Below are 23566 nucleotides of genomic sequence, written 5' to 3'. Positions count from 1 at the left end.
CGAAATTTAGATACTTCGCGTTTTGAGTAGGCATCGCTGCTCAACGCTGAAGATTCATTCTCGGGGTAGGAGGCAATGGGGCGTGATGATTAAGAACGGTATGCGCCCGGTGCACCCTGGCGAAATCCTCAAAGAGGAATATCTGGAGCCTCTGAACCTAACGGCAGCCGCTTTGGCTAGAGCGCTGAGCGTGTCGACGCCTACGGTGAACGACATCGTGCTGCAGCGTCGCGGGGTGAGTGCTGATATGGCTCTACGGCTATCTATCTGTCTGGATACGACCCCGGAATTTTGGCTCAACCTTCAATCGACCTACGATTTGCGTAAAGCCGAGATTGAGCGAGGGGCCGCGATTCGGGATCAGGTCGAGCGGCTTGCACACTGCGCCTGATTGTTCTCTTGGATTTACCGAACCCCACGCAAAAAGCGTGGGGTTTTTTATTCAGAATGCGTGAAGCATTTTCGCGGCTCTTTTCCACCAAGGTGCACTGATAGCAGGCCTTGAAGACTCCTGATCAGGCAGCATCTGCGGCACATCCTGCAGACGAATCCACGGCTGGTTATTCCAGTGCAACAAGTTCAGCGACATCTCCGGCCAGTGCAGCAGGCTCAGGATCGGCCGGTCGATAGATATGGGTTGCTGGGCATCCCTTAGGGCTGGCACTACGTCGTGGGTCAGCCATTCACGCAGGGCTCGGTGTTCGGGGCAGTAGTGGTAGATCAGTAGTGCGTAGACGCCGGATTCGCTGATCAGCAGGGTGTTTTCGATGCTGCCGTGGATGAGCATTCGTGCCGACTGGCGCTGGTCGGGGTCGAGTTTGCGGACGGCGCGGTCGTCGAGGTAGAGGCGCAGGAAGCGGCCGAGGTCTCGGGCGCTGAACCAGGGTTGGTTTTGAAGGAGGAGGGCGTGGAGGTGGAGTTTGTGGCGGGTGAAGACGTGAGGAGTCAGATAGTTTTCGTCCATCGTGCAGTACCCAAATTTTCGCTTGGTAGATGACCGCCACTTATCGTCGCCAAACAATAGGGTGGCAGCTGCGTGCGGGTTGGCGAACCGGCCAAGCAAATCCCGGCAGACCCTGGGGTCTCCCACACACAGCCGCCATAACTCGAATCGGGAAATAGATACCTGATGTCGAATGATATGCGCTGCATTGCTTGGTTCCAGGTCGCCAAACCCAGTGCTGAACATTCAGCATGGGGTGAGCTTAGAAATCGGAGGCATGGCGGCGCAATCGGACGGCGGTGGTTTTGTTGTAGGAAGGTGCCGGGATTTTTGAGGGCTTGAGATTGCCCTTGGCACCCTTTCCTACAGATGCATCCGAAGGTCGTGCCGACCTTCAATCGCGAGCAGGCTCGCTCCCACATTTGGATAGGGTTTCAAAGTGGGGTTTGCGGGGTTACTCGGTTGGGGGATTGAGCTTTGCTTCGAGCTCGGCAACCTTCGCTTCGAGGCTTTCCAGGCGTGCCCGAGTGCGCGCCAGCACGACCATCTGGCTATCGAATTCTTCCCGGCTGACCAGGTCCAGTTTGCTGAAGCCGCTCTGCAGCAATGCCTTGAACTGGCTTTCGATTTCGCTTTTCGGCAGTGGGGTGTCGCCGCTGAAGAGGCGGGAGGCGGTGCCGGTCAGGGCGTCGAGGAAGTCTTTGGGCGCGAGCATGGGAAAGGTCCTGGAAACAATGGCCGGCAGTGTATCACGCAGTGTCTATAGTCAATCCCGACGACAGGGATGCACGCTTTTCGCGCATGCGGACGGACGGCATCGCACCGTTGTTGTGCGTAACGCGTGCGGTGTTGCAGCGATGTGGCGGGCATCTACAGCCAAAGGCTTGAAAACAGAGACTTTTGTGGAGATGGCAAGCTTTCTGCTAAGAGCCTAGTGACCCATGCACTGATGCAGTCGATGTGACGAATGCAGTGCGCCAAGCGGAACGGGGAAGTGTTTCGTGCGGAGCGGTTAGCTGGCGTCGGACGGGCAGGTAAGGCCGACGATGCGTTACAAAGCCAGGCACTGCGCTTAGACTTGAGTCGGGTTTGTTTTCCTGGGGCAAGTCCACCAATTCGGGAGAGAGTTTTCATGAAGCTAGTCACTGCCATCATCAAGCCGTTCAAGTTGGACGACGTGCGCGAGTCGCTGTCCGAGATCGGCGTGCAGGGCATTACCGTCACTGAAGTCAAAGGCTTCGGTCGGCAGAAGGGTCACACCGAGCTGTATCGCGGCGCGGAATACGTGGTCGATTTCCTGCCCAAGGTGAAGATCGATGTCGCCATTGACGACAAGGATCTTGACCGGGTTATCGAGGCGATAACCAAGGCAGCCAACACCGGCAAGATTGGTGACGGCAAGATCTTCGTGGTCAATCTGGAACAGGCGATTCGCATCCGTACCGGCGAAACCGATACCGACGCGATCTAAGCCGCCACAAACCCCAACGCCCCAGGAGAAAACAATATGACTCTGCGTAAATTCGCAGGGCTAGGAGCCCTGTTGTCCCTCGTAATGCCCAGCCTGGCCATGGCGGCAGACGAAGTGGCGGCCCCAGTCCTCAATTCCGGCGACACCGCCTGGATGCTGACCTCGACAGCTCTCGTGCTGTTCATGACCATTCCCGGCCTCGCGCTGTTCTACGGCGGCATGGTTCGCTCCAAAAACATTCTTTCCGTGATGATGCAGTGCTTCGCCATTACCGGTCTGATCAGCATTCTGTGGGTCATTTATGGCTACAGCATCGCGTTCGACACGACTGGCATGGAGCAGGGCGTCGTCAACTTCAACTCGTTCTTCGGTGGCATGGGCAAGGCGTTCCTCGCCGGTGTCACGCCAGCCAGCCTGACCGGGCCTGCAGCGCTGTTCCCTGAGGCGGTGTTCATCACCTTCCAGATGACCTTCGCCATCATCACCCCGGCGCTGATCGTCGGTGCCTTCGCCGAGCGGATGAAGTTCTCCGCGATGCTGATCTTCATGGGCATCTGGTTCACCCTGGTGTATGCACCGATCGCGCACATGGTCTGGTCCGGTAACGGCGGCCTGATGTGGGACTGGGGCGTGCTCGACTTCGCTGGCGGCACCGTGGTGCACATCAACGCCGGTGTGGCCGGTCTGGTGGCGTGCATCGTACTCGGCAAGCGCAAAGGCTTCCCGACCACCCCGATGGCCCCGCACAACCTCGGTTACACCCTGATGGGCGCGGCCATGCTGTGGGTTGGCTGGTTCGGCTTCAACGCCGGTTCCGCCGCAGCGGCCAACGGCACTGCCGGCATGGCGATGCTCGTGACTCAGATCGCCACCGCCGCTGCCGCACTGGGCTGGATGTTTGCCGAGTGGGTCACCCACGGCAAGCCAAGTGCACTGGGTATCGCTTCGGGTGTGGTCGCCGGTCTGGTCGCCATCACCCCGGCCGCTGGCACCGTGGGCCCGATGGGCGCGCTGGTCATCGGTCTGGCAGCGGGCGTGGTGTGCTTCTTCTGCGCCACCACCCTGAAACGCAAACTCGGTTATGACGATTCCCTGGACGCCTTCGGTGTACACGGCATCGGCGGTATCCTCGGCGCGATCCTGACCGGTGTGTTCGCCGCACCGTCGCTGGGTGGCTTCGGCACCGTCACCGACATCGCCGCACAAGTCTGGATTCAGTGCAAAGGCGTGGGCTTCACGGTGATCTACACCGCGATCGTCACCTACATCATTCTCAAGGTGCTGGATGCCGTCATGGGTCTGCGCATTACTGAAGAAGAAGAGGCCGTCGGTATCGATCTGGCACTCCACAACGAACGCGGCTACAACTTGTAAGCACGCGCATAAAAATTTGCCCGGCTTGCCGGGCATTTTTTTTGTCTGGAATTTGTCCGTAGGGGTATTGCTGAAAGGTTTTTTCGTACACGTTCCGGCGCGTTTACCGCAGGCGTTTTTCTACGGCCAATGGCTTACATGATTGAAGGAAACTTAGGGCCTTTGTTTTTTCCCAGAGCGCGCTAGAATGCGCCCCGAACGTGCGGAGAACTGTATGTGGCAACAGACTCTGATTACCCTGCGGGCAAGGCCCCGGGGCTTTCATCTGGTAACGGACGAGTTACTCGCCGGCCTGCCTGAACTCAAGGCATGTCGGGTCGGTCTGTTGCATTTGTGGCTGCAGCATACCTCGGCGTCGTTGACCATCAACGAGAACGCCGATCCGGCGGTACGTCGCGACTTCGAACGATTTTTCAATCGTCTGATCCCACAAGGAACAGACGGCTATGAGCACAACGACGAAGGCCTGGACGACCTCCCGGCGCACTTCAAGGCCAGCGTGCTTGGCTGTCAGCTCAGTTTGCCGATTACGGCAGGCCGGCTGGCGCTAGGGACCTGGCAAGGCGTTTATCTGGGCGAGCACCGCGATCATGGCGGTGCCCGTAAAGTCCTCGCCACCGTGCACGGTGAAGGGGCATAAACCGCTGGTCACCAGCGGATGTTGATTTTTTTCCGGCAGCCTTCGACAGAGGGCAAAGCTGGGCTATAACTAATCTGCTTTTCGCAAGTCATGAGGTAGAACATGAGCGACGATGATCTGGAAAACGACGACCTCGAAGTAGGCGACGACGACGAAACCGAAGAAGGTCTGGAAGCAGCGACGGACGACGTCGTTGAAGACGACGGCGGTGAAGCGCCCGTTCCGACCGCCAAAGGCAAAGCCAAGGCAGCGGTATCGGTCGATGAGCTGCCGAGCGTCGAAGCAAAAAACAAGGAACGTGATGCCTTGGCCAAGGCCATGGAAGAGTTCCTGGCCAAAGGTGGCAAGGTGCAGGAAGTGGAGGCCAATGTGGTCGCCGATCCGCCCAAGAAGCCTGACAACAAGTACGGCAGCCGCCCAATCTAAGCGCCTGTCCTTGCTTGCTGAAAAAGCCCGCCGTCGCTGCGGGCTTTTTCATGCCTGTAAAAAAGTCTGGAGACCTGTGTAGATCCCCTGTGGGAGCGAGCCTGCTCGCGATGGCGGTGTGTCAGTCAACATCAATTGTGAATGTTAAGGCCTCATCGCGAGCAGGCTCGCTCCCACAGGGTCGGTGGTGAATTCAAGGTCAGTGATGGACATTCCACCGCGCCAACAACGCCGGCAGCTCGGTCAGGCTGCGAATCTCGGCGTCCGGCGCTTTCTGCGCTTCCCACAATTTGCCTTGCGGGTTGAACCAGATTGCCCGCAACCCGGCCTGCTGCGCCCCGGCAATGTCATCGCCCGGATGATCACCGATATGCACCGCCGTTTCGGCCGTTGCGCCGCCACGCTGCAAAGCCTCATGAAACAGGCGCGCATCCGGCTTGGCGATGCCGATGTCTTCGGCGCACAAGGCAAACTTGAAGTAATCCGCCAGCCCCAGACGGCGCACGTCGGCGTTGCCGTTGGTGACCACACCCAAAGCGTACTGGTTGGCGAGAATCTCCAGCGTCGGCTCGACCTCGGGGAACACCTCGATCTGATGCCGCGCGTGCAGAAACACTTCAAAGCTCTGATCGGCCAAGTCCGACGCCTGGCCATGGTCGTAACCCGCCTCTTCCAGCGCATGGAACAGCACCCGGCGGCGCAACGCGCTGATGCGATGTTTCAGGCTCGGCTCGCTGCCCAGAATGCGTTCGCGAATCGCCCACAAATGCTCGACTGGAACCGCGCCCAGATTCGGCGCGTGCTCGGTCAGCCATTCGCGCAGTACGGCTTCGGCGCTGACAATCACCGGGGCGGTATCCCACAGGGTGTCGTCGAGGTCGAAGGTGATCAGCTGGATAGTCATGAATCATCGCCCTTAATGCGTTTGGCCCGCGGGTGGGCACTGTCGTAGACCGTTGCCAGGTGCTGGAAGTCCAGGTGGGTATAGATCTGGGTGGTCTTGATGTCCGAGTGGCCGAGCAGTTCCTGCACGGCGCGCAGATCCTGGGAGGATTCCAGCAGGTGGCTGGCGAAAGAGTGTCGCAGCATGTGTGGATGCAGGTTTTGCCCCAGTTCGCGCTCGCCGGCAGCCTTGACCCGCACCTGTATCGCCCGAGGGCCCAGGCGCCGCCCTTGCTGACTGACAAACACCGCGTCGTCCGCCGGGTTGGTCATGGCGCGCAGCGGCAGCCACAACTCCAGCGCTTCGCGGGCCTTTTTGCCCACCGGCAACAGGCGAGTCTTGCTGCCCTTGCCGAGCACCTGGACCATGCCATCAGCCAGGTCCAGCTGATCGAGATTCAACCCGGTCAGCTCCGAAAGCCGTAGGCCGGAGGAATAAAACAGTTCCAGAATCGCCTGGTCTCGCCGCGCCAGGAAATCATCCTCTACCGCGCCTTCGAGCAGTTGCAGCGCGCGGTCGGTGTCGAGGGTTTTCGGCAGTCGGCGCTCGCCTTTCGGCGGCGCCAGGCCATTGGCCGGGTCATGGTCGCAAAGACCTTCGCGGTTCAGGTAGTGATAGAGCCCGCGCACCGCCGAGAGCAGGCGCGCCAGACTGCGGGACGATTGGCCCTGGGCATGCAGGCGGGCGATCAGGCTGCGCAGGCGCTGGATATCCAGCGCGGCCCAGCTGCCGATGTTCTGTTTGACGCAAAAGCCCAGCACTTTGTCGAGGTCGCGGCGGTAGGCGTACAGCGTGTGGGGCGACACCTGCCGCTCACTGCGCAGGTGTTCGCAGTAAGCGTCCAGTTGCCGTTCCATGCTCAGCGTACCGAGCGCAGCGAGCTGTTGACCCGTGGCAGCACGCGGCCCATGACTTCGGCGATGTAGCTGAGGAACAGCGTGCCCACCGAGCTTTTATAGTGCTGCGGATCACGGCTGGCGATGGCCAGGATGCCGTGGATGCCTTGATGGCTAATGGCAACGACGGCGGTGGAGCCGATCTGCTTGCGCTGCTCTTCGCCAAACAGGAAGTCCAGTTCGTGCTCGCGCAGGCTGCCGCTGACGCTTTTGTCTTCCGAGAGCAGACCGCCGATGGCTGTTTGCGCGTCGGCGTGGGTCACCCAACGGCCGACCGGCATCGGGTTGTCACCGAGCAGGATCAGGCTGACAAAAGGCACCTGGAAATCCTGGCGCAGGCTGTCTTCGACGCTGATCACCACGTCTTCCAGGCTGGTGGCGTCCATCAGCGCGAGGATCAGTCGGCGGGTCTTGTCGAAGAGGCGGTCGTTGTCCCGGGCCACGTCCATCAGGTGCGACAGGCGATGGCGCAGTTCGATGTTGCGGTCGCGCAGGATGGTCATCTGGCGCTCGACCAGCGAAATGGTGTCGCCTCGCTGGTGCGGGATGCGCAGGGCCGGGAGCAGTTCTTCGTGCTCGACGAAGAAATCCGGATGAGCCTCCAGGTACGCGGCAATCGCCGCCGCCTCAAGGCTTTCGGAAGGGGATTCGTCGGGCTGTAGGGCGGGAACCTGGGGCTTGTCGGTCATGGGTTTGACTCACTCAAAGACGTACTTGTCCTTCGTAAACACGGACTGCCGGGCCGGTCATCAATACCGGTTGGCCAGGGCCTGCCCATTCAATGGACAAACGCCCGCCGGGCAGGTCGATCAATAGCGGCGAATCCATCCACCCCTGGCTGATCGCGGCCACCGCGGCTGCACAGGCGCCGGTGCCGCAGGCCTGGGTTTCCCCGGCGCCACGTTCCCAGACGCGCAGCTGCGCGCGATTGCGGTCGATGACCTGGAGAAAACCGACGTTGACCCGCGCCGGGAAGCGCGGGTGATGTTCGATTTTCGGCCCCAGTTCATGCACCGGTGCGTTGTTGATATCGGTGACGCGCAACACTGCATGCGGGTTGCCCATCGACACGGCGGCGAGTTCCACCGCTGTGCCGTCGACGTCCAGCGAGTAGCTCAGCGCCTGGTTGTCCGCTACGAACGGGATGTCGGCCGGCACCAGGCGCGGTGCGCCCATGTCGACGCTGATCTGGCCGTCGCTGCGGATATCCAGTTCGATAATGCCACTTTTGGTTTCGACGCGAATCTGCCGCTTTGCGGTCAGGCGCTTGTCGAGCACAAAACGGGCAAAGCACCGTGCACCGTTGCCGCACTGTTCCACTTCGGAGCCGTCGGAGTTGAAGATCCGATAGCGGAAATCCACATCCGGGTTGCTCGGCGCTTCGACGATCAGCAACTGGTCGAAACCGATGCCCGTGTGCCGATCGCCCCATTGCTTGGCGTGCTTGGGCAGGATGTGCGCGTGCTGGCTGACCAGGTCGAGGACCATGAAGTCATTGCCCAGGCCGTGCATCTTGGTAAAACGCAGCAGCATGGTTTTACTCCGGCAGCAGGCTTTCGCCAGCATACAACTCGGCTACCGTCTCACGGCGACGCACTTCAAATGCCTGATCACCGTCCACCAACACTTCGGCGGCACGGCCGCGGGTGTTGTAGTTGGAACTCATGACAAACCCGTAGGCGCCAGCCGAATGCACGGCCAGCAGGTCGCCTTCTTCGAGGGCCAACTGACGGTCCTTGGCCAGGAAGTCGCCGGTTTCGCAGATCGGCCCGACGATGTCGTAGGCGCGAGCGGCGGTGGCGCGAGGGCGCACGGCGGTGACGTCCATCCAGGCCTGGTACAGCGCCGGGCGGATCAGGTCGTTCATGGCCGCGTCGACGATGGCGAAGTCTTTGTGTTCGGTGTGCTTGAGGTACTCGACCTGCGTCAGCAGCACGCCGGCGTTGGCGACAATGAAGCGACCCGGCTCGAACACCAGCGCCAGGTCACGACCGTCGAGACGTTCGCGCACGGCTTTGATGTAGTCGGCAGCCAGTGGCGGCTCTTCATCGCGATAACGCACACCCAGGCCACCACCGAGATCGATGTGACGCAGGTAGATGCCGCAATCGCCGAGGCGGTCGACCAGGCCCAGCAGGCGGTCGAGGGCGTCGATGAAAGGCGGCAGGGTGGTCAGTTGCGAACCGATGTGGCAATCGACGCCGACCACTTCCAGGTTCGGCAGCTGTGCGGCGCGGATGTACACGTCTTCGGCGTCGGCAATGGCGATGCCGAACTTGTTCTCTTTGAGACCGGTGGAAATGTACGGGTGCGTGCCGGCATCGACGTCCGGGTTCACACGCAGCGAGATCGGTGCGCGAACGCCCAGCTCGGCGGCGACAACCTGCAGGCGTTCCAGCTCGTCGGTGGATTCGACGTTGAAGCAATGCACGCCGACTTCCAGGGCGCGACGCATGTCGTCACGGGTCTTGCCGACACCGGAGAACACGATCTTGTCGGCGCTGCCGCCAGCGGCCAGTACTCGTTCCAGCTCGCCACGGGAAACGATGTCGAAACCGGCGCCCAGGCGCGCCAGGACATTCAGCACACCCAGGTTGGAGTTGGCCTTGACCGCGAAGCAGACCAGGTGCGGCATGCCGGCCAGTGCATCGGCATACGCCAGGTACTGGGCTTCGATGTGGGCACGGGAGTAGACGTAGGTCGGGGTGCCAAAGCGTTCGGCGATGGCGGACAGGGCAACCCCTTCCGCGAACAGCTCGCCGTCACGGTAGTTAAAAGCGTCCATGGCGTTCCCTTATTGGTAGACGTCGTGCTTGTGTGCTTTCGACGGCTGCTTTTGCGAGGACTGGGCCTGCTCGGCAGGGTCCTGGGAATCGTCAGGCAGGTACAGCGGACCTTTTTGACCGCAGGCCGACACAAGGCAGGCAACCGCGAGGAGCGCAGCAAGGGAGGAGATCAAGCGCTTCATTGCGAAATCCTTGAAAAATGCGTTAATTGCGCCGGAGTATACCGGCCACCCGGCAGCTTGCCTATGCGACGGGGCTCCCGTCCGGCGGGGCTTGCCACATGCCTTTGAGATCACGCATTCCCTGTAGGAGCGAGCCTGCTCGCGAAAGCGCCGGTACATTCAACATTATCGTCGCCTGACACATCGCTTTCGCGAGCAGGCTCGCTCCCACAGGTTCAGTGATCTGTCGGTTATTCTTTGCAATCACCGGGGCTCGGCCGTATCTTGCGGCGCTTGAGCGTGAGTACACACTTTTTGAGGTTGCCGTAATGAGTTTGACCGAAGCCCGCTTCCACGACCTGGTCGATGCCACCCAGCAAACGCTGGAGGATATTTTCGACGAGAGCGACCTGGATATCGACCTGGAGAGCTCGGCCGGTGTGCTCACCGTCAAGTTCGAGAACGGCAGCCAGTTGATCTTCAGCCGCCAGGAACCCCTGCGTCAGCTGTGGCTGGCGGCAGTGTCCGGCGGTTTCCACTTCGACTACGACGAAGAGAGCGAGCGCTGGATGTGCGACAAGAGCGAAGAGCAACTCGGCGAGATGCTTGAGCGCATCGTCCAGCAACAGGCTGGTGTTGAATTCGATTTCGAAGGTCTGTGAGATCGTGACTCAGCCTGCACCCGCCCGCCCGCCGAAACCGCTCTACAGCAATGTCAGCCCGGCGGTTCCTTCGCCGTGCAGCGGTGTCTGCCGGCTGGACGAGCAGAAAGTCTGCCTGGGGTGTTTTCGCCATGTTGAAGACATCCGCGAATGGCGTTCGGCCGACGATGAGCGTCGGCGCACGATTTGCGCCCAGGCCTCCCATCGCAAAGCCAACACCGCCCCCCTGTAGGAGCGAGCTCGCTCGCGATGGTCGTTAACGATGACGAGGGTTGCCTGAATGAACGCGGTGCCCTCTCGTTCTTCGCGAGCAAGCTCGCTCCTACAGGGACCGCGCGCTGTCCGGTGGCAGCTTGTATATTTTTTGAGCTGTGATAGTGTCCGGCTACGCCTCAACCCATCGAGGTTCGTGAAAACCCCGCCTTTTTCTGGCGGGGTTTTGCTTTTTTCGTGCAGAAGAAAGGAGTCTGCCCTGATCATGACCGCACCTTCCATCACCCTTACCCGACTGGACGTGCAACGTCTCGAGCGCCTGATCGACAGCCTGGACGACACGCTGCCGGGCGTTATCGCGCTGCAAACCGAACTGGATCGCGCCGATACGCTGGTCAGTCACGAAGAAGTGCCTGCTGACGTCGTGACCATGAATTCCAAGGTGCATTGCCGTGAAGAAAGCAGTGGCAAGGACTATCACCTGACGTTGGTCTATCCCAAGGATGCCAACGCCGACGAAGGCAAGATCTCCATCCTGGCGCCGGTGGGCAGTGCGTTGCTCGGCCTGAAAGTCGGACAGCACATCGATTGGCCCGCACCGGGCGGCAAAACCCTCAAGCTGACCCTGCTTGAAGTCGAATCGCAGCCAGCCAATGGCGGCGATTTCCCGGAATAAGCTTCATTAGACCAGTTCGAGCGCGTCGTTCAAGGCGCGCTCCAGGTCGGCCTTGTAGCGCAGGTACAAATTGCTTGAGCTCTGACCATCACCGAGCAGGCCCGAGAGGTCCAGGTCGGTGATGTAGCAGCGATAGCGTTCGGTTTCACGGCGCTGCTCGACGATTTCCCGGGCGACTACACTGAACAGCTGTTCGCCGTGCTCCAGCTCTGAAAACTCCCGCTGATTGCAATACAACGTGACCTGCACCTCGCCCGGTGCGGCTTTGCCGACGATCGCCTGCACGTCGTAGAACGGCTTGTTGACCGGGGTTTGCGGCGCGGCCCGGGCCTCGACGCGACGGGCCCGCCCGGGACCGGATGGCAGCAGTTGGTAATACAGCGTGTCCACGTTCAATGGCTGGGCGGCGTCCATCGGCAGCAAGGCATCGCGCCGGTACTGGATCGATTGCAGGAAGCGTTGCAGCGGCACCAGCAGGCTTTGTTCGTCGTGATAGGGCAGGCGTTGCTGCCACAAGGCGTTGAATTCATCCAGCACGTACAGATCGGCCTGGTCGTCGTGAATCCGGTAGAACACCTGAATGCTCTCCGGCAGGCCCATGGGCAGAATCAACGCCAGGTCCTGATCTTCCAGGGCCATCGGGTCCAGGTGCAGCGGGCTGTAGCTCGCCAGCTCTTCGCCGAGGTAATCGAACAGCGCCGGCAGCGTGGCGAGGGCGACATGATTGACCTGGCCCGGCACCAGTTCCAGCACGTGGTAATGCTGCTGGACCTGTATCAGGTAGCGATGATTGAGCTTGCTCAGCAGCAGGGTCTGCGCGGTGTCGATAATTTCCTCGACCCGTTGCGCAATGAACTGCGCGCGGTTGTGGCAGAAACAACGCACCCGCAGCTTCGGTTGCCGCGGCCCGTTCGGCAGGTTGTTGAGGTAGTCGCGCAGGCAGTCGAGCAGGGCGTGAGGGCCGTCAAAGCGATTGACCAGCACCTCGTTCCAGCTGTTGAGCGTGACCTGGTCCAGGGTCAGCACCAGGTTTTCCCGGACCCCGGCGTAACTCAGCGAGTCGGTGCGCTCGGTGGTCATCAGGATGTTCAGGTCGCGATGATGCTTGAGCGGATCGACACCGACGTTCACCAGGATCAGCACTTCGCTCGGCACGGCGGCACGCAGCAAGGGTTCTTCGGCAACGGTGGGCAGGGGCAGGGCGATGCTTTGTTGCAGGCTGCCGAGCAGGTTGAACAGTTCGAACTCGCTCAGGTCACTTTCGCCGGGGTGCAGGGCCAGGCGCGTGCTGCTGTCGATCACGCCGTTGCGGTGGCACCAGGTCAGCAGCTCCAGCAACTGGCGGCTGCGCTTGATCGGCGCGAAATGCTCCCATTCGAGGGCGGTCAGGCTGCCGTTGTACAAGCCCCACTGGGTTTGCCCGGCTTCTTTCTTGTTGGGCGCATTCACCAGCGTCAGGGTGTCTTCGGCCAGGTCCGGGGCGATGCCCGGGTTGATGAACTCGACCTTGTCCGCCTTGCGCTCGAAGGCCGCATACAAGCGTCGCCCCAGCACATTGAGGTCGCGCTTGTTGATCAGGCTGACCGTCTGCTCGCTGCGGGCAAACTCCGTCAGAAAGCGATAGCTGTAATTCAGTTCGTTGACCAGCGCCCGGCGTTCGGAGCTGACCTGGCGGACTTTCCACTGGCTGCGGCTGTCGAGCAGCGCCAGTTGACGATGATCCCAGTGCCATTCGTGCGCCAGGCGCTCAAGCAACGAGCGTTGCCAACTCTGGGTGCGACTGTTGCCGGTGAGCTTGCGGTTGACCTTCAGGTACAGCGCACGCCGCACCAGTTCCAGGCGCTCGGGTTCGCCACGGGCGGTGAGGTATTCCTCGATGCGCCGATAGACCACGACATACGGATCCAGCTCGTCGAGATCGAGTTGATTGGCAAACACCGCTTGTTTGAAGCGCAGGCTCAGGCACTGAACCCTGGGGTGCTCGCTGGCGTAGACCTCGGTCAGCAAGAGCTTGAGCACCGATTTGTAGGGCGACTCGATGCCCTTGAACAACTGCCAGAGCCCGGCGCCGATGAATTCGCCGGGCGGGATGTAGGCCAGATGCCCGAGGTCGAGAGTTTCATCGGCGCGAATAAAACGCTTGGATAGCAACGTATGGGTGTAGCGGTCGTAGGCGTTCTCTTCGTACACCGGCACCAGCCACCACACCGGCGTACGCCCGGCCAGCCAGATGGCGGTGCGATAGAACTCGTCCAGCAGCAGGTAGTGCTGGGTGGTGCCGCAGTCTTCCGAACTCAGTTGATTGTCCCGCTCGCCGAGCACGAAGCGGGCCGGGTCGATCAGGAAAAAATGCGCCTCGGCGCCCTGGCTGGCAGCCCAGATTTCAAGCAACTGGCATTTTTTGCGCAGCTCGGCGAGTTCGCTTTCGCTCAAGTCCGGTGCGTGGCAAACCCACACGTCCATGTCGCTCTGGTCGGCCTGGGCGAGGGTGCCGAGGCTGCCCATCAGGAACAGGCCGTGTATCGGGCGCGGCGGATTGCTGCCGTGGCGCGGTTTGTAGGAAAACGAGCGGGTCAGGCGCTGGGCTTCGGCGAGGGCGTTGGCGTCGGGCTCGAAGTTCGACAGCCCGGCGGGAGTGCTGCCCGACACATAGCCCGGCAACAGCGGATGATTGACGTGGAAAAACAGCGGCAGCAGGGTCAGCACCCCTTGCTGGCGCGTCGACAACCCTTCCATGGCTCGCGCCATGCGGCCCTCGTTGAGTTTCAGAAAGCGTGCGCGCAGCTGGCTGAGAACCTTGCGGTCAATTCCCTCGTCCAGATCGGGGCGGATTTCATGGGTGCGGGTCATGTCAGCTCAAACCGGCTCGCGGGGCTCGGACGTCGGAGGTCTCAGAATGAAGGGGAGTTTAGCGTCTCGGGCCTGGGTCGTTCAGGCTGATTGTGCTTTTTTGGCGTCAGATTTCTATCGCGAGGCGACAGTCAGTCGCGGAGATTGCCCGCGGAAATCCCGTAGCAGGGGTTCCCGTGGGCGAGGCGGTGATGCTCAGGCCGTTTCCTGAACACTCAGAATGGTCAGAACGGTTTGCACACTTTGCGCGGCGTCACGACCCAGGCTGGTCAGGTAACCACCGTCGGGCTGGTCGATCAGTTCTTTTTCGTACAGGCGTTGAGCGGCAGCAATGGCTTTCGGGGCAGCGGTCTGATGAATTTTCAAACCTTCCTGGGAACTGTCCAGGTTGAAGAGTGCGAGGATTTCCAGTTCGGCAACCAACTCAGGGGTAAGCGACATAAGGACTCCAGACTTTCTAGGAATTGGACGACAGCGCCCCTAAGGTGATCCCACTCGTGCGGCATGTCCAGTGCTCGCGACAGGGTTTTTTCACCACGGGAAGCATTCCCCGGCGAGTGGTGCGGCAGCGGGGTGCGTACCAGTGTAGTCAGGGTCTGGGGGAAGGCAGAAATGGATGGGTGACAATTTGTGTGGGAGCGAACGAAGCCGCTCCCGACAGGTATTCGCTTACTTCTTTTCCGGCGGCAATTCCGGCAAGGCGCGCAGGGCGGCTTCGTACCATTCGGTATTGAACGCGCGGTCTTCTTCGAGGATCGCGTCGATTTCTACCGCTAAAACGTGGGCCATCAGGTTGAGGATTTCCTCACGCTCGTAGCCCACCAGGGTCAGCTTGTTGAAGGTCGCCTTGGCGGCCGGCGGGTTGTCGCTTTCGATCTGGTTTTCGATCGCTTCGACCAGGGTGTTCTCGGTGAATTCTTCTTCGTCGCTATCGATGTCGGTTGGCTCGCTCATGGCAGGCTCCTCTAGGTAAGGCGGGCAGTTTACCTGCATTCAGCGCCGTGATGCTGCTGGCGAGAAGTGCCTTGGCGTTCTATAAAACATCCACTGCCAACCCCCCGCACGGCCTGGAGGCTATGTGATGCTCAAGCTTTACGGATTTTCCGTCAGTAACTACTACAACATGGTGAAACTGGCGCTGCTGGAGAAAGGGCTGCCGTTCGAGGAAGTGCCGTTTTATGCCGGCACAAGCCCCGAGGCATTGGCGATCAGCCCGCGGGGCAAGGTGCCGGTGCTGCGCGTCGAGCAAGGGTTTATCAACGAAACCGCGGTCATCCTCGAATACATCGAGCAGAGTCAGAAGGGCACGCCGCTGCTGCCGAGCGATCCTTTCGAGCGCGCACAGGTCCTGGCACTGGCCAAGGAAATCGAGCTGTACATCGAACTGCCGGCTCGCGCCTGCTACGCCGAAGCTTTTTTCGGCATGGCGGTGCCGGACGCGATCAAGGACAAGACCAAAGCCGAGTTGCTGCTGGGTTTTGCCTCGCTTGGGCGGCATGGCAAGTTTGCCCCTTATGTCGCGGGCGACAGCCTGAGCCTCGCGGATTTGTACTTCCTGTACAGCGTGCCGCTGGCCTGTGCCGTGGGGCACAAGCTGTTCGGTCTCGATCTGTTGGCCGAGATGCCGAAAGCGAAGGCATTGCTTGAGCGACTGGAGCAGAACCCGAACGTGCAGCGGATTGCGGCGGACAAGGAGGCGGCGATGCCGGCATTTATGGCGATGGTGGCGTCCAAGCGATAAAAAGCAGGGACGGCCATTTTGCGTGTATTGGGAGATCGCAACTTTTTGTCCCATATGTCACGCGCCCTTGTCCGACGGAGCTTTCCGGCGCCTGGGTCGTACACAGTAATAATCAGGCGCTTACAGGCTTTTTCGAGCCTCGCTTACTTTGAGCATCGTTTTCCAATCAGGAAGCAACACGGTCAAGGAGACCTTACGATGCTCAAACTCTATGGCTTCGCAGCCAGCAATTATTTCAACATGGTCAAACTGGCACTCCTGGAAAAAGGCGTGCCGTTTGAAACCGTGCCTTTTCACGGGTGCCAGAATCCGGACATCCTGGCTGTCAGCCCTCGCGGAAAAGTGCCGGTGCTGGAAACCGAGCAAGGTTTCCTGAGCGAGACGGACGCCATTCTTGATTACATCGAAGAGACGCAAGGCGGGATCGCGCTGCTGCCCGAAAATCCGTTTGCGCGGGCCGGTGTCAGGGCGCTGGCCAAGGAAATCGAGTTGTACATCGAACTGCCGGCGCGAACCTGTTATGTCGAAGTCGTTTTTGGCTGCCGTCCGACCCCAGAGGCTATCAGGCTCAAGGCTGGCCGGGACTTGTTGAAGGGATTTGCCACGCTGGCGCGACACGGGAAATTTGCGCCCTATGTGGCGGGGGAGCATTTCACGCTCGCCGATCTGTACTTTCTGTACAGCGTTGAACACGCCCGTGAGGTAGGGCAGTCAGTGCTGGGTAAAGACCTGTTGGACGGCATGCCCGAAGCTCAGGCGTTGCTGGATCGCTTGGCACAGAACCCGAATGTGCAAAAGGTGGCGGCGGACAAAGAGGCCGAATGGCCTGCATTTCTGGCGAGGGTCCGGGGATAGTTTTTTCATGAAAAAGCCTGAGGCCCCTTGCGGGCCTCAGGCTTCAGGCAGCTCTTAGCGGCTGGCGAGCAACGCCTGACCGCGAACCACAGCCTTGCGGACCTGCGCCGGCGCAGTGCCGCCGATATGGTCACGGGCGTTCACCGAGCCTTCCAGCGTCAGCACGGCGAACACGTCCTGATCGATCTGGTCGCTGAACTTGCGCAGTTCTTCCAGGCTCATTTCCGCCAGGTCCTTGCCGCTTTCCACGCCGTACTTCACGGCGTGGCCAACGATTTCGTGGCAGTCACGGAACGGCAGGCCACGGCGCACCAGGTAGTCGGCGAGGTCGGTGGCGGTGGAGAAACCGCGCAGCGCCGCTTCGCGCATCATTGCGTGCTTGGGTTTGATCGCCGGGATCATGTCGGCAAAGGCCCGCAGCGAGTCGCGCAAGGTGTCGGCGGCGTCGAACAGCGGCTCTTTGTCTTCCTGGTTGTCCTTGTTGTAGGCCAACGGCTGGCCTTTCATCAGGGTCAGCAGGCCCATCAGCGCACCGAACACACGGCCGGTCTTGCCACGCACCAGCTCCGGCACATCCGGGTTTTTCTTTTGCGGCATGATCGAGCTGCCGGTGCAGAAGCGGTCAGGTAGATCGATGAACTGGAACTGGGCGCTGGTCCACAGCACCAGCTCTTCGGAGAAGCGCGACAGGTGCATCATCGCGATGCTCGCGGCCGAGCAGAATTCGATAGCGAAGTCACGATCGGACACGTTGTCCAGCGAGTTGCCGCCCACGGCGTCGAAGCCCAGCAGTTGCGCGGTGTACTCGCGGTCGATCGGGTAGGTGGTGCCCGCCAGTGCAGCGCTGCCCAGGGGCATGCGGTTGGTGCGCTTGCGGCAGTCGACCAGACGCTCGTAGTCGCGGCTGAGCATTTCGAACCAGGCCAGCATGTGGTGCCCGAAGGTCACCGGCTGCGCGGTTTGCAGGTGGGTGAAGCCCGGCATGATGCTGTCGGCTTCGCGCTCGGCCTGTTCCAGCAGGCCTTTTTGCAGGCGGGTGATTTCGCCGAGGATCAGGTCGATCTCGTCCCGCAGCCACAGGCGGATGTCGGTGGCGACCTGATCGTTACGGCTGCGGCCGGTGTGCAGCTTTTTACCGGTCACGCCGATGCGGTCGGTCAGGCGCGCCTCGATGTTCATGTGTACGTCTTCGAGGTCGATGCGCCAGTCGAACTGGCCGGCCTCGATTTCACCCTGGATGGTCTTCAGGCCATCGGTGATGCTGTCGCGCTCGGCATCGGTCAGCACGCCGACCTTGGCCAGCATGGTGGCGTGGGCGATCGAGCCCATGATGTCGTGGCGATACAGGCGCTGGTCGAAAGTGACGGAGGCGGTGAAGCGGGCGACGAAGGCGTCGACGGGTTCACTGAAGCGGCCGCCCCAGGACTGATTGGTCTTGTCAGTGCTCATGAATTCGCTCGTATCGGCTGAAGAAAGATGGCGTTGAAAGCTGCCGCGGATAATAACAGGGTTGCCAATCCTGTCGCTGACACTGGTCGACACGTTTTTTTCTCATGCCGCGGCCTATGCTTGCGGCCAGCCCGAGGGCAATTGCGCAACGATATTTTTCAATTGAGCAATAACGTCCCGGCAACCGTCTACAGTTGGACAGTAGGATCAGCGCACTTCTCGGCGCTGCAGCGGACTATAAGAAGAGGGGGTGTTCATATTGTGTATCAGCAAACCCTACGGCGATGCCTCGCCAACCGCCGATTGCCCGGCAAATAAAAATTTAGCAGTCGGACGGGCGGCACTTTTTGGCCCTCGCGCTAGTCTTAGCGTGGATCGCGGTGACGGACGTCACTTCACCTGTCTACGCTATCCTTGTGCGAGACTCACGCAGGAATCCAGCGCAATATGAATGTCCTGATCGTTGATGACGAACCCCTTGCCCGCGAGCGCCTGAGCCGAATGGTCGGCGAACTCGAGGGATACAGCGTCCTGGAGCCCAGCGCCACGAACGGCGAAGAAGCGTTGGCACTGATCGACAGCCACAAGCCGGATATCGTTTTGCTCGATATCCGCATGCCGGGCCTGGACGGCCTGCAAGTGGCTGCCCGATTGTGCGAACGCGAAACCCCGCCTGCCGTGGTGTTTTGCACAGGGCCCGATGAATTTGCCGTGGAAGCCTTACAGGCCAGCGCCGTAGGCTATCTGGTGAAACCTGTGCGTACAGAACACTTGCATGAAGCGTTGAAAAAAGCCGAGCGGCCCAATCGTGTCCAGCTTGCGGCTTTGACCCGTCCCGCCGCCGAGACCGGCAGCGGCCCCCGCAGCCACATCAGCGCCCGAACCCGTAAGGGGATTGAGCTGATTCCGCTGGGTCAGGTGGTCTACTTCATTGCCGACCACAAATACGTGACCTTGCGCCATGAAGGCGGCGAAGTGCTTCTGGATGAGCCGCTCAAGGCCCTTGAAGATGAATTCGGTGACCGGTTCGTGCGTATTCACCGCAACGCCCTGGTCGCCCGCGAGCGCATCGAGCGTCTGCAGCGCACGCCATTGGGGCATTTCCAGCTGTTCCTCAAAGGCCTGAACGGTGACGCCCTGATCGTCAGCCGGCGGCATGTGGCCGGTGTGCGCAAAATGATGCAACAGCTTTAATTCGCTGTCCGCAGGCGAATTTCTCACCCGATTGCCGGACATCCGGGGCCAGGGAGGCCGGGCAACACCTGATTCAAGTCAAAGTGGATTTGGCTGAGCTGTTATTATCCGCCGTATCTATTCAGTACGGATTGATCCATGTCCTCTCGCGAAATCCGCATCGCCACCCGCAAAAGTGCTCTCGCCCTGTGGCAGGCCGAATACGTCAAAGCCCGTCTTGAAGAGGCCCATCCGGGTCTGCTCGTGACGCTGGTGCCCATGGTCAGTCGCGGCGACAAGCTGCTCGACTCGCCACTGTCGAAAATCGGCGGCAAGGGCCTTTTCGTCAAGGAACTGGAAACCGCGCTGCTGGAAAACGAAGCCGACATCGCCGTGCATTCCATGAAAGACGTGCCGATGGATTTCCCCGAAGGCCTGGGCCTGTTCTGCATCTGCGAGCGAGAAGACCCGCGTGATGCCTTCGTCTCCAATACCTATGCCAGCCTGGACGAGCTGCCACAAGGCAGCATCGTCGGCACGTCGAGCCTGCGCCGTCAGGCCCAGTTGCTGACCCGTCGCCCGGACCTGGAAATCCGCTTCCTGCGCGGTAACGTCAACACGCGCCTGGCCAAGCTGGATGCCGGCGAATACGACGCCATCATCCTCGCCGCTGCGGGCCTGATTCGCCTGGGCTTCGAAGACCGCATCACCTCGGCCATCAGCGTTGACGACAGCCTGCCGGCCGGTGGCCAGGGCGCCGTCGGCATCGAATGCCGCACCGCAGACACCGAAATCCACGCGTTGCTCGCACCGCTGCACCATCAGGACACCGCCACCCGCGTGACGGCCGAACGTGCGCTCAATAAACATCTGAATGGCGGCTGCCAGGTGCCAATCGCCTGCTACGCCGTGCTGGAAGGCGAGCAGATCTGGTTGCGCGGTCTGGTGGGTGATCCGAGCGGCGGTTTGCTGCTCAGTGCCGAGGCCCGTGCACCGCGCAGCGAGGCCGAAACCCTGGGTGTGCAAGTCGCCGAAGACCTTCTGAACCAGGGCGCCAACGACATTCTGAAAGCGGTCTACGGCGAGGCAGGTCACGAGTGACAGGCTGGCGCCTGCTGCTGACGCGTCCGGCGGATGAGTCGGCGGCGCTGAGTGTTGTCCTGTCCGAAGCGGGGATTTTCAGCAGCAGCTTGCCGCTTTTGGAAATCGAACCGATTCCGGCCTCTGACACAATGCGCGAGGTGATTCAGCAGCTGGATCGTTATTGCGCGGTGATCGTGATCAGTAAACCTGCCGCCAGAATCGCGGTGGATCTGGTCAAGCAGTACTGGCCACAACCACCGCGTCTGAAGTGGTTCAGCGTGGGGGCGGCGACGGCGCAGATTCTTGATGATCATGGCCTGGATGTGAGTTTCCCCGGCGAGGGCGACGACAGCGAAGCCTTGCTCGAACTTGCTCAACTGCGCGCGGCTGTCGCCCGGCCGGATCCGCGGGTGTTGATCATGCGCGGCGAGGGTGGGCGCGAGTTGCTCGCTGAGCGTTTGCGCGAGCTTGGTGCTAGTGTCGAGTATCTGGAGTTGTACCGCCGCGAGCTGCCGCACTATCCGCCGGCGACATTGCCTGAGCGGATCGGGGCGGAACGCTTGAACGGGCTGGTGGTCAGCAGTGGACAGGGTTTTGAGCACCTGCATCAATTGGCCGGCGATGCCTGGCCGCAGTTGGCGCGGTTGCCGTTGTTTGTTCCAAGCCCCAGGGTCGCCGAGCTGGCACGTGCCGCCGGGGCCCAAACAGTTGTGGATTGTCGTGGCGCCAGTGCCGCGGCTTTGCTGACGGCGTTGCGGGAGCATCCCGAACCCGTTCTATAATGCAAAGGATGGATACGTGAACGAAACTGCCTTGCCTAAAGATGACTCCCGGCCAGTGATCGATCTCGATGCGCCGGTGGAAACGCCGGTTGAAAACGCACCACCTGCTGCCGTGCAGCGCCGAGGTAACGGGCTGGCAATCGTCGCGCTGCTGCTGGGCGCCGCCGGTGTGGCGGTAGGTGGTTGGGGGGTGTGGCAGGTGCGTCACCTGCAAGCCAATACCCAGGAGCAGTTGAGTCAGGTGCAGGCGTTGAATGATCAGGCGCAGAGTCTGAAACTCAACGAACAGCGTTTGAGCGCGCGCCTTGAGCAAATGCCCGCCGCTGAAGAGCTGGACGCGCGCAGCCGTCTGGTGGTCCAGCTGCAAGGCGATCAGCAGCGCTTGAATCAACGACTGGAAACCGTCCTCGGCGCAAGCCGCAAGGACTGGCGCCTGGCCGAGGCCGAGCATTTGCTCCGTCTGGCCAGCTTGCGGCTTTCGGCGTTGCAGGACATCAGCAGTGCCCAGGCCCTGGTGCAGGGCGCCGATGAAATTCTTCGCGAACAGAACGATCCCGGTTCCTTCGCCGCTCGCGAGCAAGTGGCGAAAACCCTGGTCGCCTTGCGCAGTACCGAACAGCCGGACCGTACCGGCCTGTTCCTGCGTCTGGGTGCGTTGCGTGATCAGGTGGTCAACCTCACCGAGCTGGCGCCCGAGTACAAGGACCGTGGCGATTCGCTGCTCGGCCTGACCGCCGATGGCGATGGCGCCAGTCGTTGGGCGCAATGGTGGGATCAGATCTCGCGTTACATCCGCATCGATTTCAACGCTGACAAAAACGTGCGTCCGCTGCTGGCGGGGCAGAGCCTGAGCCAGGTGCGCCTGGCCCTGAGCCTGGCGCTGGAGCAGGCGCAGTGGGCGGCGCTCAACGGTCAGGCGGCGGTGTATACCCAGGCGCTGGCGGAGGCGCGGGACGTGCTCAAGGGCAACTTCAACCCGGATAACCCGCAGAGCAAAGTGATGCTTGAGCAGGTTGGTGAGTTGAGCAAGGAGCCGGTCACGGTGGTGACGCCTGATTTGAGCGGTACGTTGAGCGCGGTTCAGGGTTATCTGGAGCGCCGCAACGTCAACGCCGAAGACTCGATCAAGCCTATGGCGAAACCTGCCGCGAACACTGCCCAGGAGGCCACCCCATGAAGCGCCTCTATGTGATCGTATTTCTGGTCATTGCCGCTGCGGCTGCATTGGGATTGGCGATCGCCGAGCATTCCGGCTACGTGCTGATCGCCTACAAAAGCTTCCGTTTCGAATCGAGCCTGTGGGCGACCCTGGCCTTGGTGGCGGTTTTGTGGCTGGTGTTCTGGGGTATCAAGGCGCTGGTTGAACTGGTCACGACTTCCAGTGGCGTGGTCAATCCCTGGTCGCGGCGCAATCGTAGTCGCCGGGTACAGGTTGCGATCGAGCACGGTCAGTTGGACCTGGCTGAAGGTCGTTGGGCCAGCGCACAGCGTCATTTGCATCGCGCCGCTGAAGCCGAGCGCCAGCCACTGCTGTACTACCTCGGTGCGGCCCGTGCCGCGAACGAACAAGGTCATTACGAGGAAAGCGACAGCCTGCTTGAGCGCGCCCTGGAGCGCCAACCCCAGGCTGAGCTGGCGATTGCTTTGAGCCACGCACAGTTGCAGACCGACCGGGGTGATACCGACGGCGCGCTGGCGACGTTACAGGCGATGCATGAGCGTCATCCCCATAGCGTTCAGACCTTGCGCCAGTTGCAGCGTCTGCATCAACAGCGCGGTGACTGGTCGGCGGTGATCCGGCTGCTGCCGGAACTGCGCAAGGACAAGGTCCTGCCACCCGCCGAGCTGGCCGAACTGGAACGCCGGGCCTGGGGAGAAAACCTGTCCCTGGCCGCGCGTCAGGAAGAGGACGGGACGGTCGGTTTGCAATCGCTCGACCGCGCCTGGCAGCAACTCACTTCGGCGCAGCGCCAGGAACCGCAATTGGTGTTGGCGTATGCCGAGCAGCTTCGCCAGCTGGGTGCCCATGTCGAGGCCGAAGACGTGCTGCGAACGGCGCTCAAGCGCAACTACGACAGCCATCTGGCACGTCTTTACGGACTGGTTCGCGGCAGTGATCCAGCCCGTCAGTTGCAGACCGCCGAAGGCTGGCTGAAGAATCATTCGGCCGATCCGGGCCTGCTCCTGACCCTGGGGCGCCTGTGTCTGCAAAACAGCCTGTGGGGCAAGGCGCGGGACTATCTGGAAAGCAGCCTGCAGGTGCAGCGCAATCCCGAAGCGTGTGCGGAGCTGGCGCGATTGCTGGCGCAGTTGGGCGATACCGAGCGCAGCAATCAGTTGTTCCAGGAAGGCCTTGGCCTGCTGGATGAACGCTTGCTGGCGGCGCCGTTGCCGGTGCTTGCTCGCGCTTGATGGCTTACCTGTGTAGCCGCCGAACGCAAG

At 61.1% G+C, this 23566-nt stretch carries 27 protein-coding genes and 1 pseudogene; 16 read left to right on the top strand and 12 right to left on the bottom strand.

Translation table 11 applies throughout. The features are described from left to right. The first annotated feature begins 85 nt into the window (after positions 1 to 85). On the top strand, positions 86 to 391 hold the full coding sequence (locus ACF6ZU_RS11800) for a HigA family addiction module antitoxin (RefSeq protein ID WP_392893781.1): 306 nt from the start codon (positions 86 to 88) through the stop codon (positions 389 to 391). A 51-nt stretch (positions 392 to 442) separates the two neighbouring features. Here the strand turns inward: ACF6ZU_RS11800 and ACF6ZU_RS11795 are convergent, their stop codons facing one another. Further along, on the bottom strand, positions 443 to 964 hold the full coding sequence (locus tag ACF6ZU_RS11795) for a Bro-N domain-containing protein (RefSeq protein ID WP_392892586.1): 522 nt from the start codon (positions 962 to 964) through the stop codon (positions 443 to 445). Positions 965 to 1397: 433 nt separating this feature from the next. Then, positions 1398 to 1658 (bottom strand): accessory factor UbiK family protein, encoded by a 261-nt coding sequence (locus tag ACF6ZU_RS11790; protein ID WP_008030504.1) that lies wholly within the window; start codon positions 1656 to 1658, stop codon positions 1398 to 1400. Positions 1659 to 2075: 417 nt separating this feature from the next. Here ACF6ZU_RS11790 and glnK point away from each other — a divergent pair, with 417 nt between their 5' ends. From glnK to sutA, 4 genes are all read left to right on the top strand, one after another. Then, positions 2076 to 2414, top strand: coding sequence for a P-II family nitrogen regulator (gene glnK, locus ACF6ZU_RS11785; RefSeq protein WP_002555808.1), 339 nt, complete (start codon positions 2076 to 2078; stop codon positions 2412 to 2414). A 36-nt stretch (positions 2415 to 2450) separates the two neighbouring features. Then, entirely contained in the window at positions 2451 to 3788 is a 1338-nt protein-coding gene (locus tag ACF6ZU_RS11780; RefSeq protein WP_392892552.1) for an ammonium transporter, read from the top strand. 214 nt (positions 3789 to 4002) lie between these two features. Next, complete coding sequence (locus tag ACF6ZU_RS11775) at positions 4003 to 4428, top strand: secondary thiamine-phosphate synthase enzyme YjbQ (RefSeq protein WP_392892550.1); 426 nt, start codon at positions 4003 to 4005, stop codon at positions 4426 to 4428. Positions 4429 to 4530: 102 nt separating this feature from the next. Further along, complete coding sequence (gene sutA, locus ACF6ZU_RS11770) at positions 4531 to 4854, top strand: transcriptional regulator SutA (protein WP_253433675.1); 324 nt, start codon at positions 4531 to 4533, stop codon at positions 4852 to 4854. Positions 4855 to 5053: 199 nt separating this feature from the next. On the opposite strand, the gene ACF6ZU_RS11765 is transcribed toward sutA, so the two are convergent. Genes ACF6ZU_RS11765 through ACF6ZU_RS11740 form a run of 6 tightly spaced genes read right to left on the bottom strand, consistent with a single transcriptional unit; the run spans position 5054 to position 9661 of the window. Further along, positions 5054 to 5758, bottom strand: a complete 705-nt coding sequence (locus tag ACF6ZU_RS11765; RefSeq protein WP_392892547.1) for an HAD family hydrolase — start codon at positions 5756 to 5758, stop codon at positions 5054 to 5056. After that, complete coding sequence (xerC, locus tag ACF6ZU_RS11760; RefSeq protein WP_392892545.1) at positions 5755 to 6654, bottom strand: tyrosine recombinase XerC; 900 nt, start codon at positions 6652 to 6654, stop codon at positions 5755 to 5757. The genes ACF6ZU_RS11765 and xerC overlap by 4 nt, the downstream gene beginning before the upstream one ends. A 2-nt stretch (positions 6655 to 6656) precedes the next feature. After that, on the bottom strand, positions 6657 to 7382 hold the full coding sequence (locus ACF6ZU_RS11755; protein ID WP_392892543.1) for a DUF484 family protein: 726 nt from the start codon (positions 7380 to 7382) through the stop codon (positions 6657 to 6659). Between the two features lie 13 nt (positions 7383 to 7395). Next, positions 7396 to 8226, bottom strand: coding sequence for a diaminopimelate epimerase (gene dapF, locus ACF6ZU_RS11750; RefSeq protein WP_392892541.1), 831 nt, complete (start codon positions 8224 to 8226; stop codon positions 7396 to 7398). 4 nt (positions 8227 to 8230) lie between these two features. After that, positions 8231 to 9478 (bottom strand): diaminopimelate decarboxylase, encoded by a 1248-nt coding sequence (gene lysA, locus ACF6ZU_RS11745; protein ID WP_392892539.1) that lies wholly within the window; start codon positions 9476 to 9478, stop codon positions 8231 to 8233. Between the two features lie 9 nt (positions 9479 to 9487). Beyond that, positions 9488 to 9661: a lipoprotein gene (locus ACF6ZU_RS11740; RefSeq protein ID WP_075946461.1), complete on the bottom strand. Its 174-nt coding sequence runs from the start codon at positions 9659 to 9661 to the stop codon at positions 9488 to 9490. A 308-nt stretch (positions 9662 to 9969) separates the two neighbouring features. On the opposite strand from ACF6ZU_RS11740, the gene cyaY reads away from it, so the two are divergent. From cyaY to rnk, 3 genes are all read left to right on the top strand, one after another. Then, a complete protein-coding gene (cyaY, locus tag ACF6ZU_RS11735) occupies positions 9970 to 10302 on the top strand; it encodes an iron donor protein CyaY (RefSeq protein WP_392892536.1) in 333 nt (110 codons plus the stop codon). 4 nt (positions 10303 to 10306) lie between these two features. Continuing rightward, entirely contained in the window at positions 10307 to 10534 is a 228-nt protein-coding gene (locus ACF6ZU_RS11730; RefSeq protein WP_392892534.1) for a DUF1289 domain-containing protein, read from the top strand. Between the two features lie 246 nt (positions 10535 to 10780). Next, entirely contained in the window at positions 10781 to 11191 is a 411-nt protein-coding gene (gene rnk / locus ACF6ZU_RS11725) for a nucleoside diphosphate kinase regulator (protein ID WP_392892533.1), read from the top strand. A 6-nt stretch (positions 11192 to 11197) separates the two neighbouring features. Here the strand turns inward: rnk and ACF6ZU_RS11720 are convergent, their stop codons facing one another. The 3 genes from ACF6ZU_RS11720 to ACF6ZU_RS11710 all read right to left on the bottom strand — a co-directional run bounded on the left by ACF6ZU_RS11720 (position 11198) and on the right by ACF6ZU_RS11710 (position 14995). Then, complete coding sequence (locus ACF6ZU_RS11720; protein ID WP_392892531.1) at positions 11198 to 14041, bottom strand: class I adenylate cyclase; 2844 nt, start codon at positions 14039 to 14041, stop codon at positions 11198 to 11200. A 195-nt stretch (positions 14042 to 14236) separates the two neighbouring features. Continuing rightward, positions 14237 to 14482: a TIGR02647 family protein gene (locus ACF6ZU_RS11715; protein WP_135847736.1), complete on the bottom strand. Its 246-nt coding sequence runs from the start codon at positions 14480 to 14482 to the stop codon at positions 14237 to 14239. Positions 14483 to 14710: 228 nt separating this feature from the next. After that, a complete protein-coding gene (locus tag ACF6ZU_RS11710) occupies positions 14711 to 14995 on the bottom strand; it encodes a hypothetical protein (protein WP_392892529.1) in 285 nt (94 codons plus the stop codon). Between the two features lie 127 nt (positions 14996 to 15122). Between ACF6ZU_RS11710 and ACF6ZU_RS11705 the strand changes: the two genes are divergently transcribed. After that, a complete protein-coding gene (locus ACF6ZU_RS11705) occupies positions 15123 to 15782 on the top strand; it encodes a glutathione S-transferase family protein (RefSeq protein ID WP_392892527.1) in 660 nt (219 codons plus the stop codon). Positions 15783 to 15980: 198 nt separating this feature from the next. Further along, positions 15981 to 16637, top strand: a complete 657-nt coding sequence (locus tag ACF6ZU_RS11700) for a glutathione S-transferase family protein (RefSeq protein ID WP_392892525.1) — start codon at positions 15981 to 15983, stop codon at positions 16635 to 16637. A gap of 54 nt (positions 16638 to 16691) precedes the next feature. On the opposite strand, the gene argH is transcribed toward ACF6ZU_RS11700, so the two are convergent. Further along, a complete protein-coding gene (gene argH / locus ACF6ZU_RS11695) occupies positions 16692 to 18086 on the bottom strand; it encodes an argininosuccinate lyase (protein ID WP_392892523.1) in 1395 nt (464 codons plus the stop codon). A gap of 140 nt (positions 18087 to 18226) precedes the next feature. On the opposite strand from argH, the pseudogene ACF6ZU_RS11690 reads away from it, so the two are divergent. The 6 genes and pseudogenes from ACF6ZU_RS11690 to ACF6ZU_RS11665 all read left to right on the top strand — a co-directional run. Continuing rightward, positions 18227 to 18537: pseudogene (locus ACF6ZU_RS11690) on the top strand (sensor histidine kinase); the annotation flags it as partial. After that, positions 18534 to 19280, top strand: coding sequence for a LytR/AlgR family response regulator transcription factor (locus tag ACF6ZU_RS11685; RefSeq protein WP_392892521.1), 747 nt, complete (start codon positions 18534 to 18536; stop codon positions 19278 to 19280). The pseudogene ACF6ZU_RS11690 and the gene ACF6ZU_RS11685, both read left to right, overlap by 4 nt. Before the next feature lie 138 nt (positions 19281 to 19418). Next, complete coding sequence (gene hemC, locus ACF6ZU_RS11680) at positions 19419 to 20360, top strand: hydroxymethylbilane synthase (protein ID WP_392892519.1); 942 nt, start codon at positions 19419 to 19421, stop codon at positions 20358 to 20360. After that, entirely contained in the window at positions 20357 to 21124 is a 768-nt protein-coding gene (locus ACF6ZU_RS11675; RefSeq protein WP_392892518.1) for a uroporphyrinogen-III synthase, read from the top strand. Before hemC ends, ACF6ZU_RS11675 begins: the two co-directional genes overlap by 4 nt. A gap of 16 nt (positions 21125 to 21140) precedes the next feature. Then, positions 21141 to 22301 (top strand): uroporphyrinogen-III C-methyltransferase, encoded by a 1161-nt coding sequence (locus ACF6ZU_RS11670; protein WP_392892516.1) that lies wholly within the window; start codon positions 21141 to 21143, stop codon positions 22299 to 22301. After that, positions 22298 to 23536 (top strand): heme biosynthesis protein HemY, encoded by a 1239-nt coding sequence (locus tag ACF6ZU_RS11665; RefSeq protein WP_392892514.1) that lies wholly within the window; start codon positions 22298 to 22300, stop codon positions 23534 to 23536. Before ACF6ZU_RS11670 ends, ACF6ZU_RS11665 begins: the two co-directional genes overlap by 4 nt. Positions 23537 to 23566 lie beyond the last annotated feature (30 nt).

Origin of the sequence: Pseudomonas migulae, assembly GCF_043225285.1 — a bacterium.
GTDB classification, from domain to species: Bacteria; Pseudomonadota; Gammaproteobacteria; order Pseudomonadales; family Pseudomonadaceae; genus Aquipseudomonas; species Aquipseudomonas migulae_C.
The sequence above is the reverse complement of the archived record's forward strand: the minus strand, read 5'-3'. Positions and strand labels throughout refer to the sequence as shown.

Coding starts and splice junctions, on each gene's coding strand:
- ACF6ZU_RS11800 (WP_392893781.1), top strand. CDS start 86: ATGATTAAGAACGGTATGCGCCCGGTGCACCCTGGCGAAATCCTCAAA.
- ACF6ZU_RS11795 (WP_392892586.1), bottom strand. CDS start 964: ATGGACGAAAACTATCTGACTCCTCACGTCTTCACCCGCCACAAACTC.
- ACF6ZU_RS11790 (WP_008030504.1), bottom strand. CDS start 1,658: ATGCTCGCGCCCAAAGACTTCCTCGACGCCCTGACCGGCACCGCCTCC.
- glnK (WP_002555808.1), top strand. CDS start 2,076: ATGAAGCTAGTCACTGCCATCATCAAGCCGTTCAAGTTGGACGACGTG.
- ACF6ZU_RS11780 (WP_392892552.1), top strand. CDS start 2,451: ATGACTCTGCGTAAATTCGCAGGGCTAGGAGCCCTGTTGTCCCTCGTA.
- ACF6ZU_RS11775 (WP_392892550.1), top strand. CDS start 4,003: ATGTGGCAACAGACTCTGATTACCCTGCGGGCAAGGCCCCGGGGCTTT.
- sutA (WP_253433675.1), top strand. CDS start 4,531: ATGAGCGACGATGATCTGGAAAACGACGACCTCGAAGTAGGCGACGAC.
- ACF6ZU_RS11765 (WP_392892547.1), bottom strand. CDS start 5,758: ATGACTATCCAGCTGATCACCTTCGACCTCGACGACACCCTGTGGGAT.
- xerC (WP_392892545.1), bottom strand. CDS start 6,654: ATGGAACGGCAACTGGACGCTTACTGCGAACACCTGCGCAGTGAGCGG.
- ACF6ZU_RS11755 (WP_392892543.1), bottom strand. CDS start 7,382: ATGACCGACAAGCCCCAGGTTCCCGCCCTACAGCCCGACGAATCCCCT.
- dapF (WP_392892541.1), bottom strand. CDS start 8,226: ATGCTGCTGCGTTTTACCAAGATGCACGGCCTGGGCAATGACTTCATG.
- lysA (WP_392892539.1), bottom strand. CDS start 9,478: ATGGACGCTTTTAACTACCGTGACGGCGAGCTGTTCGCGGAAGGGGTT.
- ACF6ZU_RS11740 (WP_075946461.1), bottom strand. CDS start 9,661: ATGAAGCGCTTGATCTCCTCCCTTGCTGCGCTCCTCGCGGTTGCCTGC.
- cyaY (WP_392892536.1), top strand. CDS start 9,970: ATGAGTTTGACCGAAGCCCGCTTCCACGACCTGGTCGATGCCACCCAG.
- rnk (WP_392892533.1), top strand. CDS start 10,781: ATGACCGCACCTTCCATCACCCTTACCCGACTGGACGTGCAACGTCTC.
- ACF6ZU_RS11720 (WP_392892531.1), bottom strand. CDS start 14,041: ATGACCCGCACCCATGAAATCCGCCCCGATCTGGACGAGGGAATTGAC.
- ACF6ZU_RS11715 (WP_135847736.1), bottom strand. CDS start 14,482: ATGTCGCTTACCCCTGAGTTGGTTGCCGAACTGGAAATCCTCGCACTC.
- ACF6ZU_RS11710 (WP_392892529.1), bottom strand. CDS start 14,995: ATGAGCGAGCCAACCGACATCGATAGCGACGAAGAAGAATTCACCGAG.
- ACF6ZU_RS11705 (WP_392892527.1), top strand. CDS start 15,123: ATGCTCAAGCTTTACGGATTTTCCGTCAGTAACTACTACAACATGGTG.
- ACF6ZU_RS11700 (WP_392892525.1), top strand. CDS start 15,981: ATGCTCAAACTCTATGGCTTCGCAGCCAGCAATTATTTCAACATGGTC.
- argH (WP_392892523.1), bottom strand. CDS start 18,086: ATGAGCACTGACAAGACCAATCAGTCCTGGGGCGGCCGCTTCAGTGAA.
- ACF6ZU_RS11685 (WP_392892521.1), top strand. CDS start 18,534: ATGAATGTCCTGATCGTTGATGACGAACCCCTTGCCCGCGAGCGCCTG.
- hemC (WP_392892519.1), top strand. CDS start 19,419: ATGTCCTCTCGCGAAATCCGCATCGCCACCCGCAAAAGTGCTCTCGCC.
- ACF6ZU_RS11665 (WP_392892514.1), top strand. CDS start 22,298: ATGAAGCGCCTCTATGTGATCGTATTTCTGGTCATTGCCGCTGCGGCT.